This window comes from Exiguobacterium aurantiacum DSM 6208, from assembly GCF_000702585.1.
Classification (GTDB): domain Bacteria; phylum Bacillota; class Bacilli; order Exiguobacteriales; family Exiguobacteriaceae; genus Exiguobacterium; species Exiguobacterium aurantiacum.
Window position 1 is genome coordinate 1,223,996 of sequence record NZ_JNIQ01000001.1, and the last position, 12,825, is coordinate 1,236,820.

15 protein-coding genes and 1 pseudogene are annotated in these 12,825 nt (G+C 54.9%); 11 read left to right on the forward strand and 5 right to left on the reverse strand.

Annotated features, from left to right (window positions below; all coding sequences use genetic code 11):
- Positions 1–241: 241 nt before the first annotated feature.
- From P398_RS0106535 to P398_RS0106545, 3 genes are all read left to right on the forward strand, one after another.
- Complete coding sequence (locus tag P398_RS0106535) at positions 242–1,258, forward strand: M14 family metallopeptidase (RefSeq protein ID WP_235263312.1); 1,017 nt, start codon at positions 242–244, stop codon at positions 1,256–1,258.
- A 78-nt stretch (positions 1,259–1,336) separates the two neighbouring features.
- Entirely contained in the window at positions 1,337–2,137 is an 801-nt protein-coding gene (locus tag P398_RS0106540; protein ID WP_029334523.1) for an alpha/beta fold hydrolase, read from the forward strand.
- A gap of 261 nt (positions 2,138–2,398) precedes the next feature.
- Positions 2,399–2,827: a CBS domain-containing protein gene (locus tag P398_RS0106545; RefSeq protein WP_024370530.1), complete on the forward strand. Its 429-nt coding sequence runs from the start codon at positions 2,399–2,401 to the stop codon at positions 2,825–2,827.
- A gap of 95 nt (positions 2,828–2,922) precedes the next feature.
- Here the strand turns inward: P398_RS0106545 and P398_RS0106550 are convergent, their stop codons facing one another.
- Positions 2,923–3,345 (reverse strand): hypothetical protein, encoded by a 423-nt coding sequence (locus tag P398_RS0106550; RefSeq protein ID WP_029334524.1) that lies wholly within the window; start codon positions 3,343–3,345, stop codon positions 2,923–2,925.
- Between the two features lie 149 nt (positions 3,346–3,494).
- Between P398_RS0106550 and P398_RS16090 the strand changes: the two are divergent.
- The 3 genes and pseudogenes from P398_RS16090 (at position 3,495) to P398_RS0106565 (ending at position 5,262) form a co-directional block, all read left to right on the forward strand.
- Positions 3,495–3,793 (forward strand): annotated as a pseudogene (locus tag P398_RS16090) (winged helix-turn-helix transcriptional regulator).
- 78 nt (positions 3,794–3,871) lie between these two features.
- The gene (locus tag P398_RS0106560) at positions 3,872–4,375 is read left to right on the forward strand and encodes a cupin domain-containing protein (RefSeq protein WP_029334525.1); all 504 of its coding nucleotides are present in this window, start codon (positions 3,872–3,874) and stop codon (positions 4,373–4,375) included.
- A complete protein-coding gene (locus tag P398_RS0106565; protein WP_029334526.1) occupies positions 4,372–5,262 on the forward strand; it encodes an aldo/keto reductase in 891 nt (296 codons plus the stop codon). The genes P398_RS0106560 and P398_RS0106565 overlap by 4 nt, the downstream gene beginning before the upstream one ends.
- Positions 5,263–5,312: 50 nt before the next feature.
- Here the strand turns inward: P398_RS0106565 and P398_RS0106570 are convergent, their stop codons facing one another.
- Complete coding sequence (locus tag P398_RS0106570; RefSeq protein ID WP_029334527.1) at positions 5,313–7,007, reverse strand: M3 family oligoendopeptidase; 1,695 nt, start codon at positions 7,005–7,007, stop codon at positions 5,313–5,315.
- A 206-nt stretch (positions 7,008–7,213) separates the two neighbouring features.
- Here P398_RS0106570 and P398_RS0106575 point away from each other — a divergent pair, with 206 nt between their 5' ends.
- The 3 genes from P398_RS0106575 to P398_RS0106585 all read left to right on the forward strand — a co-directional run bounded on the left by P398_RS0106575 (position 7,214) and on the right by P398_RS0106585 (position 8,655).
- The gene (locus tag P398_RS0106575; protein ID WP_024370518.1) at positions 7,214–7,714 is read left to right on the forward strand and encodes a PTS sugar transporter subunit IIA; all 501 of its coding nucleotides are present in this window, start codon (positions 7,214–7,216) and stop codon (positions 7,712–7,714) included.
- Between the two features lie 85 nt (positions 7,715–7,799).
- Positions 7,800–8,399, forward strand: a complete 600-nt coding sequence (locus P398_RS0106580) for a helix-turn-helix domain-containing protein (RefSeq protein WP_024370517.1) — start codon at positions 7,800–7,802, stop codon at positions 8,397–8,399.
- Between the two features lie 52 nt (positions 8,400–8,451).
- On the forward strand, positions 8,452–8,655 hold the full coding sequence (locus P398_RS0106585; RefSeq protein WP_029334528.1) for a hypothetical protein: 204 nt from the start codon (positions 8,452–8,454) through the stop codon (positions 8,653–8,655).
- Positions 8,656–8,701: 46 nt separating this feature from the next.
- Here the strand turns inward: P398_RS0106585 and P398_RS0106590 are convergent, their stop codons facing one another.
- The 3 genes from P398_RS0106590 to P398_RS0106600 form a co-directional block, all read right to left on the reverse strand.
- Positions 8,702–9,127: a hypothetical protein gene (locus P398_RS0106590; RefSeq protein ID WP_029334529.1), complete on the reverse strand. Its 426-nt coding sequence runs from the start codon at positions 9,125–9,127 to the stop codon at positions 8,702–8,704.
- A 63-nt stretch (positions 9,128–9,190) separates the two neighbouring features.
- Positions 9,191–10,285: an ABC transporter permease gene (locus P398_RS0106595; RefSeq protein ID WP_029334530.1), complete on the reverse strand. Its 1,095-nt coding sequence runs from the start codon at positions 10,283–10,285 to the stop codon at positions 9,191–9,193.
- Entirely contained in the window at positions 10,275–11,165 is an 891-nt protein-coding gene (locus P398_RS0106600) for an ABC transporter ATP-binding protein (protein WP_029334531.1), read from the reverse strand. The genes P398_RS0106595 and P398_RS0106600 overlap by 11 nt, the downstream gene beginning before the upstream one ends.
- 118 nt (positions 11,166–11,283) lie before the next feature.
- Between P398_RS0106600 and P398_RS0106605 the strand changes: the two genes are divergently transcribed.
- Positions 11,284–12,228 (forward strand): VOC family protein, encoded by a 945-nt coding sequence (locus P398_RS0106605; protein WP_024370513.1) that lies wholly within the window; start codon positions 11,284–11,286, stop codon positions 12,226–12,228.
- A complete protein-coding gene (locus tag P398_RS0106610; RefSeq protein ID WP_029334532.1) occupies positions 12,225–12,824 on the forward strand; it encodes an alpha/beta hydrolase in 600 nt (199 codons plus the stop codon). Before P398_RS0106605 ends, P398_RS0106610 begins: the two co-directional genes overlap by 4 nt.
- Position 12,825: the final 1 nt, after the last annotated feature.

Consider the following 12,825-nt stretch of genomic DNA (forward strand, 5'->3'; position numbering starts at 1 on the left):
TTGCTTAGACAAACCACGATTGGAGTTTTCGCTTTGTCCCAACAGTTTATCAAATTACTTCTTCCACTTCCAGCCCTTTTTCAGATCCAAATGTCGTCAGACGAAGAACCAAACGTTTTTCCGGTCATCCCGGGTCGACATGACATCCCTTGTCCGCTTTGCCAGAGAAAGACCATCCAGCATTCGAAAAAGCGGCGTCGCTTTCGACACGGTCAAACAATATTACCCGAGTGCCCGGACGATGACGCACACGATCGGGGACGGGACGATTGACGTCATCATCGGGGAACCGCCGGGATCGCGTGAGGCGATGCTGCTCATGACGATCGGCGAGCACGGCATCGAAGGATATGCCGGGGCGGCCGTGACACATCAATTCGTCGAGGAACAATTGAAACACGTCCGTCACGAGTCGACGGGCGTCTGCTTCATTCACGCCGTCAATCCATGGGGGATGAAACATTTCCGCCGCGTCAACGAGCACAACGTCGACTTGAACCGGAACTACGTCATCGACCGGGAGTCGCTGCCGCGAAACGTCAACAAGGAGTATGAAGTGATGCGGCATATGTTCGTGCCGGACGGGGTGATCGACGATTATCATGAGGCACGAGAACACATCTACTCATTCCTCGGCTCCGGCATCAAGCTCGACGGGTTAGATGCGATGACCGCAGCGAAAGGGATGGGGCAATACCAGTTCCCGAAAGGTGTCTATTACGGCGGGGAGGCGGATGAGCCGTCGGCGATTTTCATAAAAGAGGTTCAATACGACTTGCTCGACCGTTACGACCGAATCGTGCACATGGACTGGCACACCGCCCTCGGACCGACGAACGAAGTGACGATGGTCGTCAGTGAGCGGGATGGGCGCGATGCGGAGACGCTTAAACAGACGTACGGCCTGAAAAACGCCAAGACGTTCGACCCGAGCGATGTGCTCGGCGACTCGACGAACCACTTCTATTACGTACGAGACACGCAGTTCCCGGACAAGCAGCTCGTCTCGGCGTTGTTCGAGTTCGGGACGTTCGGGACGTCGACGAAGGCGTCGATTCGTGAATTTTTGACGATCATCTTGGAGAATCGACTGTATTTCGAAGGGACGAAAGACCCGACGGCACGGAACGAGATTCAAAAAGAGTTCATGGCGATGTTTTATCCGGACGATGCCCAGTGGCGCGAGTCGGTGCTCCGGGAAGGGGCGACGACCATCGAGCACGTCTTGAAGGCCGAATCGCTCTGGCGCGAGAGTTGACAGGTTTTCACTTCGAGGAATCGGGAAAAGTCGCTTGTGGGCAACAACGGCTCAACATGAAGATGCGGAGGTCATATGATGGGGAACTATATTACGGCACACGACGGGACGAACATTTACGTCGACGACGTCGGCACGGGAGACGCGGTCGTCTTCTTGCACGGTTGGCCGGCGAACAACAATATGTTCGAGTATCAGAAGAATGCGTTGCTTGACGCCGGTTACCGCTATGTCGGCATCGACTATCGCGGCTATGGGAAGTCGGATACACCAGCGACAGGATATGACTATGCGACGATGGCGTCCGACGTCCATATGGTCGTCAACGGGCTCGGCGTGAGAGACTTCACGCTCGTCGGTTTCTCGATGGGCGGGGCGATCGCCATCCGTTACGCCGTCGACTATCCGGACGACGGGTTGAAAAAGCTCGTTCTCGCGGGTGCTGCGGCCCCGGTGTTTACACAACGGCCGGACTATCCGTACGGGATGACGAAAGAAGAAGTCGACGCCTTGATCGAAGATACGATGAAAGACCGTCCGAAGATGCTCGAAGGGTTCGGGGAGATCTTCTTTGAAAAAGAACACTCGAAGCCGATGCAAAACTGGTTCCATCACTTGTCACTCATCGCCTCGAGCCATGGGACGATCGCCTCGGCGAAAGCGCTCCGTGATGAAGATTTGCGGGACGACCTTTTGAAAGTGTCGGTCGAGACGCTCATCATTCACGGCGTTCACGACAAAATCTGTCCGTTCGAGTTCGCCCTGGAGATGGAAAAAGGGATCCCGAACGCACGTCTCGAGCGGTTCGAGGAGAGTGGGCACGGTACCGTTCTCGACGAGATGGACAAGTTCAATCAAACGCTACTCGGATTCATTTGACGGCAAAAGACGCCTTCGATTAGGCGTCTTTTTTTACGTCTTCTGACGGGTAGCACAGAATCGTTTCGGGTATACATAATATGGGAGACTTGTTGCCGGATTTGGTCATTCGGCAAACGTTTTCAACTGGAACGACCGATTGATGAACCATTTCATGAAAGGTTGGTGAAACAATTGTGGGGAGCGACCATTTTTTGCGGTCGGACTCACGATTCATGGTACAATGATGGGGTGGATTAACAGATTGAGGAGAGATTTGAGATGAATATCGCTTTCTTTTTATATCCGAAAGAAGACGTCAAATATTTAGACCCGGAGTCGACGGTGCGTCAAGCACTCGAGAAGATGAAGCATCACCGCTTCACCTCGGTGCCGCTCGTATCCGAGAACGGTTTTTATGCCGGGACGATGACAGAAGGGGACTTACTCTGGGCACTCGCCGAGCAACTTCGCGGGGAAGAAGACTACGAAAAAGTGCTCCGGACACGATTGAAAGACATCAAGCAGCGCGTACGCTATAAACCGGTCGCGATCACGGCGCAAATCGAGGAGCTCGTCGATGCGATCACCGATCAAAACTTCGTGCCGGTCGTTGATGACGGCAAGTATTTCATCGGCATCATCCGGCGCCGCGACATCATCGAGTATTACTCGACGAAGTTAAAGCAGCTTGAGAGTAAAGTGAATTGAGAGAACGGACCAACCTGCTTGAAAAAGCGGGTTGGTTTTTTGTATGCGTGATACTAAGCAACTGTGTAAACCTATAGAATGAGGAAAAGCTTGAGTCAACAAAGAAATACATTTGCCGCCCAATCCTGCCACTTGTCTTTCAAGGCAGAGATAAGTTCCTGGCCGCCAAAAGTAATCGAACCTTCGTGTGAAGCGTAAATCACCCAATTCATGTCTTCATTGAACCAAAAGCGTTCACCATAATGACCGTCATAGGATGGGTCTAATGAAGTCGTCTCAATCATCCGGATCGTGCGCTCTTCTTGCATTTCAAAAATACGATCGTTGTTTTGACTCAATAAGAAGTTTTGAATATCCAATACTTTGCTTTCAATATCCTCGATGTAATCAGCGTTGAATGCAATAACATCGTTTCGCTTACAATCATAGAGAGGATACCAATAATGTTTTTCAATATCCCATATGGATGATAGCTTTTTTAGAAGATGATCAGCATATTGGTTTGGTTCAAAGTCCATATAAATTAAATCCCTCCGTCCAAATAGTAAGTTGGACAACCGAAACTAATGAAGCGTTCCTTTCAGAAAGCTTGAGTCTCGCTCATCCTCATTTACTGATTATATCAAGTTTCCAATCGACATCACATCCGATCACAAGCGTCCTGGCCATGGACTGTAACGCAAAAGACGACTTTCTCGTATGGAAAGTCGTCATCATGTGTCATCTCATCAAAGGCGAACGTCGCACGAGCGAGTTGAAAAAGCTCATGCCGAACATCACGCAAAAAATGCTCACGCAACAGTTGCGCGAGCTTTAGGCGGACGGCGTCATCATCCGAACCGTCTATGAACAAGTCTTTCCAAAAGTCTTTCGGACTACGGATGGTCGCTCCAACCGATTTTGGATGCGATGTGTGCGAGGGGAGAAGGGCATATCGAACAGACGGGGGAAGACGTCATCTCTTAATCAATCGGTCGCAATATGGTGCGGCCGTTTTTTGTTGGCTTAACTCGGGTACAGTCACAAAGACAAGGAGGGGACAAGATGGAAGTGAAAACATATCGATTTGAAGATGACGGTTCAATCCCGAACAACCCGTATTTCCCGGTGTTGTTATATAAAGAGGCGTTCACGGAGACCGATGCCATCCAGTCGACGTTCGAGAACAACGGCTGGGGCAACAGCTGGGTGAACGGCGTCTTCGATTATCATCACTATCACAGCAACACGCATGAAGTGCTCGGCGTGAAGTCGGGACGAGCCACGGTCCAACTCGGCGGGGCGACAGGGGACCTCGTGTCGCTACAGACCGGGGACGTCTTGATTTTGCCGGCCGGCACCGGACACCGACGGCTCGAGGCGAGCGACGACTTCGCCATCGTCGGGGCGTACCCGGACGGACGCGATTACGACACACTGACGGGGAGCCCGGAAGAACGGCCGGACAACGTGAATCGAATTGAAGCGATCGACAAACCAGAGACCGACCCCGTGTTCGGGACGACCGGTCCGTTGCATACCGAATGGAACAAGGAGGAAACGACATGAACCGCATTCCACATTCATTGATTTTAGCGACATTGAAACAACAAGTGGTCGAGTTGCCGGACGGGCGTGAGGTGCGTACGCTCGGACAAGGCACGTGGCGGATGGGCGACGACGACTCAAAACGAACAGCTGAGATCGAGGCGCTCCAGACGGGGCTCGATTGCGGGTTGCACGTCATCGACACGGCCGAGATGTACGGGGAAGGGAAAGCCGAGTCACTCGTCGGGGAAGCGATTCAAGACCGGCGCGACGACGTCTTCCTCGTCTCGAAAGTGTATCCGCATAACTCCGGCGGCGACAAGCTCGTCCAGGCGTGTGACGCCACGCTCGAACGGCTCGGGACGGACTACCTCGACCTTTACTTGCTCCACTGGCGCGGCGACATCCCGCTCGAGGAGACGGTCGACGGACTCGAGCAGCTGAAAGCGGACGGGAAGATCCGGGCGTGGGGCGTCTCGAACTTTGACGTCGACGACATGAAAGAACTGCTCGCCTTGCCGAACGGGAAACACTGTGCCGTCAACCAAGTGCTGTACCACCTCGGCAGCCGCGGCATCGAGCACGACTTGTTGCCGTTCCTGACAGAGCAGCGCATCCCGGTCATGGCGTACTCGCCGCTCGCCGAAGGCAGCGACGTGAAAGAGAAAATCTTCAATGACGAGACAGTGAACCGGATTGCCGAGGCGTATAGCGCGACACCGGCTCAAATCTTGCTCGCCTGGACGACGCGGAGCGGCAACGTCATCGCCATCCCGAAAGCAGGGCAGGCGGCGCACGTCGAAGAGAACGGCGCGGCGATGCTCCTCAACTTGAGCGAGGACGACTTTCAGGCACTCGACGAAGCATTCCCACCGCCGAGCGGGAAAGAGCCGCTCGATGTGATCTGACGAAAAACAGGTGAGCCCACGCGATTGTGGACTCACCTGTTTTATTGTATTCAGTTCGCGAGCGGATGCTTCAATAGATAGTCTTCAATCTGGTCGAGCGTCTCTTTCAACACGCCGTCCTCGAAAGGCGACTTCAGCCCGGCGAGGTCGACGAGCTCGAGGAACGAGCGGCTGCCGCCGGCCTGGCAGAGCGTGAGGTAATCGTTCCACGCCGACTCGCGGTCCTCATGCATGCGCACCCAGAACTGGAACGCGCACACTTGGGCGAGCGTGTAGTCGATGTAGTAGAACGGGCTTTGGAAGATGTGTCCTTGTTGGTGCCACCATGCGCCCGACTCGAGGTATGCGTTCTCCTCATAGTCACGGTGCGGGAGGTACACCTTCTCGAGGTCACGCCACGCTTGACGACGCTCAGCGGCCGTCATGTCCGGATTCCGATAGATGACGTGCTGGAATTCGTCGACGAGGACGCCATACGGTAAGAACGTGACGCTGCCGGCGAGGTGGTTGAACTTGTACTTGTCGACTTGGTCGCCGAAGAACAGCTCCATCCACGGCCAACAGAAGAACTCCATCGACATCGAATGGATCTCACACGCCTCGTACGTCGGGAACGCGTATTCCGGCGTCGTCAAATGACGGCTCTCATACACTTGGAAGGCGTGGCCGACCTCGTGCGTCAAGACGTCGATGTCCCCGGCCGTGCCGTTGAAGTTCGAGAAGATGAACGGCAGTCCTTCCGACGGCAAGTACGTGCAGTAGCCGCCGCCCGATTTGCCCGGTTTCGCCGTCAAGTCGAGGGCGCCGCGCTCTTGCATGTATTGGAAGAACTCGTCCGTCTCGCTCGAGAGCTCACGATACATCGTGTTGCCGCCTTCGATGATGAACGATTCGTCGCCTTTAGGCGTCGCGTTGCCGTCCGGGAAGACGAACGACTCGTCGTAATACGTGAGCGTGTCGACGTCGATGCGCTTCGCTTGTTTCTGTTTCAAGCTCGAGGCGAGCGGGACGATGACGTCACGCACTTGTTTGCGGAAGTTGGCGACCATCGACTCGTCATAGCCGACGCGCTGCATCCGGGCGTAGCCGAGTTCGACGAACGACGGGAAGCCGAGGACGTGGGCGATTTCGGTGCGGACGCGGACGAGTTCGCCGTAAATGCGGTCGAGTTCGTCACCGTTGTCGGCGAGGTATGTATAACGCGCCTCGGACGCCGCTTTTCGTACCGAGCGGTCAGGGGACTGGAGATACGGTCCGAACTGGGACAAGTTGAGCGTCTTGCCGTCGAACTCGATCTGTGCGGCCGACATCACTTTTTGATAGCTCGTCGCCAGACGGTTCTCTTCTTGCAGTTTCGGGATGAGTGACTCGTCGAACGTCACGAGTGCCCGTTCGGCGAGTTCGAACAGTTGGGTGCCCCATTCCTTCTCGAGGGCGCTCCGAAGATCGTGCTCCGTCAAGACGCGGTAATACGCCTGCACTTCTTTCTCGTACACCGGCAGCGCGTCATCGAAGAACGTTTGCTCGGCCTCGTAAAACGCATCGCGCGTGTCGACCGAATGGCGGATCGCGACGAGCTGGCTTTGCGTCTCGAAATCGTTCCGTTCTTGATTGATTTGGCGAATGAGTTCGTTCGCTTCTTCGAGCGTGCTCGCTTGTTGTAATTCGACTGAATAGTCCGACAATCGGCTGTTTAAAGCGTCCAAGTCGGGCCGTTCATATGACAATTTTGTGAAAGTCGTCATTGTAAGCGCCTCCATGATGTGAAATTTTTATAAAGTGTAAAAAGGGCTTGCAAAAGCGATTGCACACTCGTATTCTTACGATGTGTAAACGAATTCGCACTACCTTATTACAACTATACCGTTTATAGGGTAGGGATTGAAGTAGGAGCTTTTCGGGTATAAAAGCTAAGACTTTGATTAACAGAACATGTTGGAGGGATTAAGCTATGGGATTCTTTAAAAAACTTTTTGGTGGTAAAGAAGAACAACTTAACGCGGTTTCACCGCTTACAGGGAAGGTCATCGACATCACGAACGTTCCTGACCAAGTGTTCTCACAAAAAATGATGGGTGACGGCATCGCCGTCGAGCCGACAGATGGTAAAGTCGTCTCACCAGTCAACGGGACAATCGCAACGGTGTTCCCGACGAAACACGCGATCGGCATCAACGCGGACAACGGTGCGGAGTACTTGATCCACATCGGTCTCGACACGGTCAACCTTAAGGGTGAAGGCTTCGAGACGCACGTGACTGAAGGTCAAGCGGTCAAAGCAGGCGACACGCTCGTCACGTTCGACCTCGACTTCATCAAAGCGAACGCGCCGTCGACGATCACACCGGTGATCATCACGAACCACGACAGCTTCGCTGTGAACAAACTCGTCGCAGAAGGCGACAACGTCACGGCTGGTTCTTCGGAAGTCGTTGAATTGACGAAGAAATAAGTCGAAATTGTTACTCGGAGGCGTCTGCTTCCGAGTATTTTTTTGTCGTTTCGGGAACTATAATGGAAGAGAGGGGGAGAGACATATGGATGGAAAAAATGCACCGTACCGGGGTTACGGGGACCGGATCCGGATTTTGCGTGAGCGGGCCGGCATCTCGATTGAGGCACTCGCCGAGCGGATCGGTGTCGCCCCGTACTTCGTCCGCCGGACCGAACTGAGTGAAGTGTACCCGACGATGCCTTACATAGAGGCGCTCGCCGAGGCGCTCAAAATTGACGCGAACTACTTGGCGCGACACATTTGGACCGGGGAATCGTTAAAAGTGCTCATGAAAGGCAAGGTGCCTGAGCTCGAACAGATGAAACTCGCCTACGACGAGGCGATGCATGGGAAGTCGACCGAGGACATGCAGCACGAGCTCGAGGCGCGGATGCGCATCTTCGATTTGATGCACGAAGAAGAGTTGCGCCGCATCTTCGCGGAAGACGAAGAACCGACGAGCCATCACGCGCTCGAGGCGCTCGTCGACGCTGTGCTCGACCTTGGCCGGGCCCAGGACACGTCGCACCGAATCGTCCCGTTCGCCCGTTACGTCGACCGGCTCGTCCCGGAGCAGTTCACGGATAACTCGTTCCAGTACGCAGAGTTCGGGTTGAGCGATAAATCGTATAAGTTGCAGTGAAAACACGGACTACAAGTTCGTGTTTTTTATTTTGAAAGGGGGTGTGGAGATCATGATAAGGTATAAGATAAATAGCAGTGATGGACAAGCATGGGAAAATTATCGAGCCGCTGAGAGCGATTTTAAAGATTTAATGTTTTATGGACAAAAATTAAGTAAAAGAGAAAAGACGATGCTATTACTAAAACTTGATGAGTTACTTGATGCGTCGATGGTATATCATCAGCAGATGGGAAGGGAGCAGAGTAAAAGATAAATGAAAGAGGAGCCAAGACGTTTAGTCTTGACTCCTCTTCTCAATTTTAGCGCGACATGCGCGCTTCATAACGGACTTTCGGTTTCGTCCCGGCGAGTAAGAAGCCGAGGACGATGTTGAGAATCGTGAGCACCCAACCGACGTAACCGAACGTGTAGGCGAGGCTCGCGAGCATCGTCTGCCAGTCGAGTAAGGATGCGGCATCACCGCGAACGGTGAAGCGGATGATCGTGAACCCGATGAGCGTCGTCGCCGTAATCAAGATTCCGATCCACGCCCCGCCGAAGCGTGACGTCTCGGCACGGCGGCTGACCGGGTACCAGAACGCGAGCGTCCCGAGGAACGTGCTCCCCGCGTATGCGAGCAAGATTTGCCACAACGCATCCGCTTCCAAGAAGACGGTATAACAGATGAACGTCGTGAGCGTCGTCATGAATGTAAAAATCAAAGCTGCGAGTAATCGTGATCGCATAGTTCGTTTCCTCCTCATTTTGCACATTCTTTAGAGTATACGAAAACGAAAATGCTGTAAACGTTATTGACGATTCTGTAATATTTGTCGCCATTGTTTCATCGCGTTGTTGCCATAGAACAAGACACCGCCGCGATAGAACTTCGAGCCGACCCACAAAATCACACCGATTGAGCCGAGCATGATCCCGATTGAGAGGGCGACTTCCCACACCGGCACGTCGACGAGCATGACGCGGAGGAACATGAGCATCGGCGTGAAGAACGGGACGAACGACAAGATTGTCACGAGCGGCGCGTCCGGGTTGTTCAAACCGAACATGGCGGCGAGGAACCCGGCGACGAGGAGCATGATGACCGGCATCGTCATCTGTTGCGACTCTTCAACGCGACTGACGAGTGAGCCGAGGACAGCGAACATGGCTGCGTAAAGCAAATATCCGAGCGCGAAGAACGTGAGCAAGTAGAGGACGGCGCGCGCGTTCCCCGCATTGTCGATGACCGACTGGGCCATCTCGTTGCTGCGGGCGCTGAAGTAGCCGAACCCGAGGAAGATCCCGATTTGGAACAGTGCGAGCGTCCCGATGGCTGAAATTTTGGCGAGCATGTGCGTCACCGGATGTGTTGTCGAGATGATCAACTCCATGACGCGCGACGATTTCTCGGTCGTCACTTCGGTCGAGATCATCGAGCCGTACGTGATGATCGAGACGTACAAGAGCATGAGCATGACGTAGACGAAGGCGAACGACGAGAACAGCTCGTCCGAGTTCTCACCGCCGCGGCCGAGGTACGACTCTTCGATCGGTACCGGTTCGTTGAGCGAGGCGACGACGGCCGGATCGATGTTTGACGTCTCGATCAACTCGGCGTTCCGCACTTCGCGGAGCGCTGTTTGCAAGAGCGTCGTGAACTCCGTCTCCGGGCGTTCCGATAAGACGCGGGCCGAGTAGCCGTCGATGAACGCGACGACCTCGGCGTTCTCGGTGACGAGGACGGCCTGCGCGCTGTCCGTGTCTTCAAAGTTCGACAAGATGCGATCGATGTTCGTGAAGCCGAAGATGAACAAGATCGTCAGCAACGTGGAGATAAGGAACGCCTTCGAGCGCAGTTTCGAGCGAAGCGTGAACGAATAGAGTGGTCCGAAGTTATGAAACATGTTGGCCGACCTCCTTGATAAAGATGTCATTCAATGAGACGGGTTGACGCATGAACGTCTTGATGGAAGCACCCGCTTGGACGAGGGCACCGAGCACGGCGTCACTGTCATCGAACGAAGCGAGACGGACAAGGTGGCCCGTCTTATGCGGTTCGACCGCTCGGACGAGTGGCAGCGCCGTGATGACGTCGATCCGATTCGTCTCCAGGAAGAGGACGGGCTCTTCATACCGTGATTTGATCGTCGTGACGTCGCCGCTGACGACGGCACGGCCGCCTTTCAATATACCGATGTGTTGGCACAGCTCCTCGACGTGCTCCATCCGGTGGCTCGAGAAGACGATCGTCGTCCCGGCGTCTCGAAGGGCGAGCACTTCCCGTTTCAAAATCTCGACGTTGACCGGGTCGAGGCCGCTGAACGGTTCGTCTAAGATGAGCAGTTCCGGGTTGTGGATGAGCGCTGCGACGAGTTGGACTTTCTGTTGGTTCCCTTTAGACAGCTGTTCGACGCGCATCAATTCATATTGCGGGATCTCGAGCCGTTCGAGCCACGACTTGACGGCCCGTTTCGCCTCGGCCGAGCGCATGCCTTTTAAACTTGCGAGAAAGACGAGTTGGTCGCGGACGGGCGACTTCGGATACAGTCCGCGTTCTTCCGGCAAATAGCCGACGAGGCGGTGGTCGACGGCGCGGCCATCCCACGAGATGTTCCCGTCACTCGGTTTCAAGATGTCGAGGACCATCCGGAACGTCGTCGTCTTCCCGGCGCCGTTCGCTCCGAGCAAACCGTACATTTCTCCTCTAGGGACGTGAAAGCTTAAGTCATCGACGGCCGTGAAGTCGCCGAATTGTTTTGAGACGCGGTCAATGTGTAACGTCATCTATATACCTCCTCCAAAAAAGTGTCTACCCTTAGCGTACGCCAACGTGAGCAAAAAGTTTCACTTTTGTTTGAAAATGATTTATCTTGAAATCAAGATAATAAAAGGAGGACATCACATGAAGCTACAATCAGCGGGCATCCATCACATCTCGGCGATGGTTAAAGAACCGCAACGCACGATCGACTTTTACGGCGACGTCCTCGGACTGCGGTTTGTCAAACAGACGGTCAACTTCGATGACCCGGGGACATATCACCTCTATTTCGGGGATGAGGAAGGGACGCCGGGGACGGCGATCACGTTCTTCCCGATCCCCGGGTTGAATCAAGGCAGCGTCGGCAGCGGGCAAGTCGGTGTCACGGCGTACCTCGTTCCTGAAGGGAGCCTGACGTTTTGGGAAAGCCGGTTGAACGCGCACGGCGTCGGCACGGTCGCGACCGAACGGTTCGGCGAGCCGTCGCTCTTGTTTGAAGACCCGGACGGACTCGTCGTCGAGCTCGTCGCACGGAGTAGTTCGAAGCGGACGAAATGGGTCGTGCCGGGCATCACGACGGACGAGGCGATCATCGGCTTCGCCGGCGCGACGTTGTTGTCGAAACAGCCGGAGGCGACGGTGCGGCTCATGACCGAGTTGTTTGGCTTCGAGAAGGTCGGGGAAGATTCGGAATGGGTCCGGCTCATCGGGTCTGCCGACTACGGCAACGTCATCGACGTGAAAAAGACCGTCCTCCCGAACGGGGTTCCGGGGACGGGTACGGTTCACCATATCGCTTGGCGCGTCACAGATGGCGCGGACTACGGCACATGGCAAGACGCCATCTTCGAACGCGGGCTCCGGCCGACCGAGGTGAAAGAGCGGCACTACTTCCGCTCGGTCTATTTCCATGATGAGGGGCGCATCTTGCATGAGCTCGCGACGGACGCCCCGGGCTTCCTCGTCGACGAGACGATCGAGTCGCTCGGCACGGCGTTGCAACTGCCGGACTGGTTCGAGTCGAAACGCGACGCCATCACGAACACGTTACCACCTATCACGATTCCAAAAGGAGAGATACTATGATTCATCAATTCATTAAAGGCACGACCGAGGCGACGTTCGTCCTCTTACACGGCACAGGCGGGACGGAACAGGATTTGATTCCGCTCGCGAAAGAACTCGACCCGAACGTGAACATCCTGACGCTGCGCGGGGACGTCCTCGAGAACGGGATGTCGCGCTTCTTCCGCCGCCACGCGGAAGGCGTGCTCGACCTTGAGGACTTGAAGAAACAGACAGAACGGTTCCTCGCGTTCCTCGACGAGGCGGCCGCGGAGTATGGAATCGACCGCGACAAGATGATCCCGCTTGGCTATTCGAACGGTGCCAACTTGATCGGCTCGGCCCTCTATCGGGAGAACGCGTTCAAGGCGTCGCTCTTGTTCCACCCGATGGTGCCCGACCGTTCGCTCACGCTCCCGAGCCTGTCAGGCGCGAACGTGTTCATCTCGGCCGGAGAGCGCGACCCGATTTGCCCGAAAACAGAAACAGAAGAGCTCACATCGACACTCCGGACAGCCGGGGCGGACGTCGAGCTCTTCTATCACGGAGGCGGGCATGAACTGCGAATGGAGGAAGTCGAGGCGGCCCGGACGTGGGTCACCTCATATATCGGTTGAC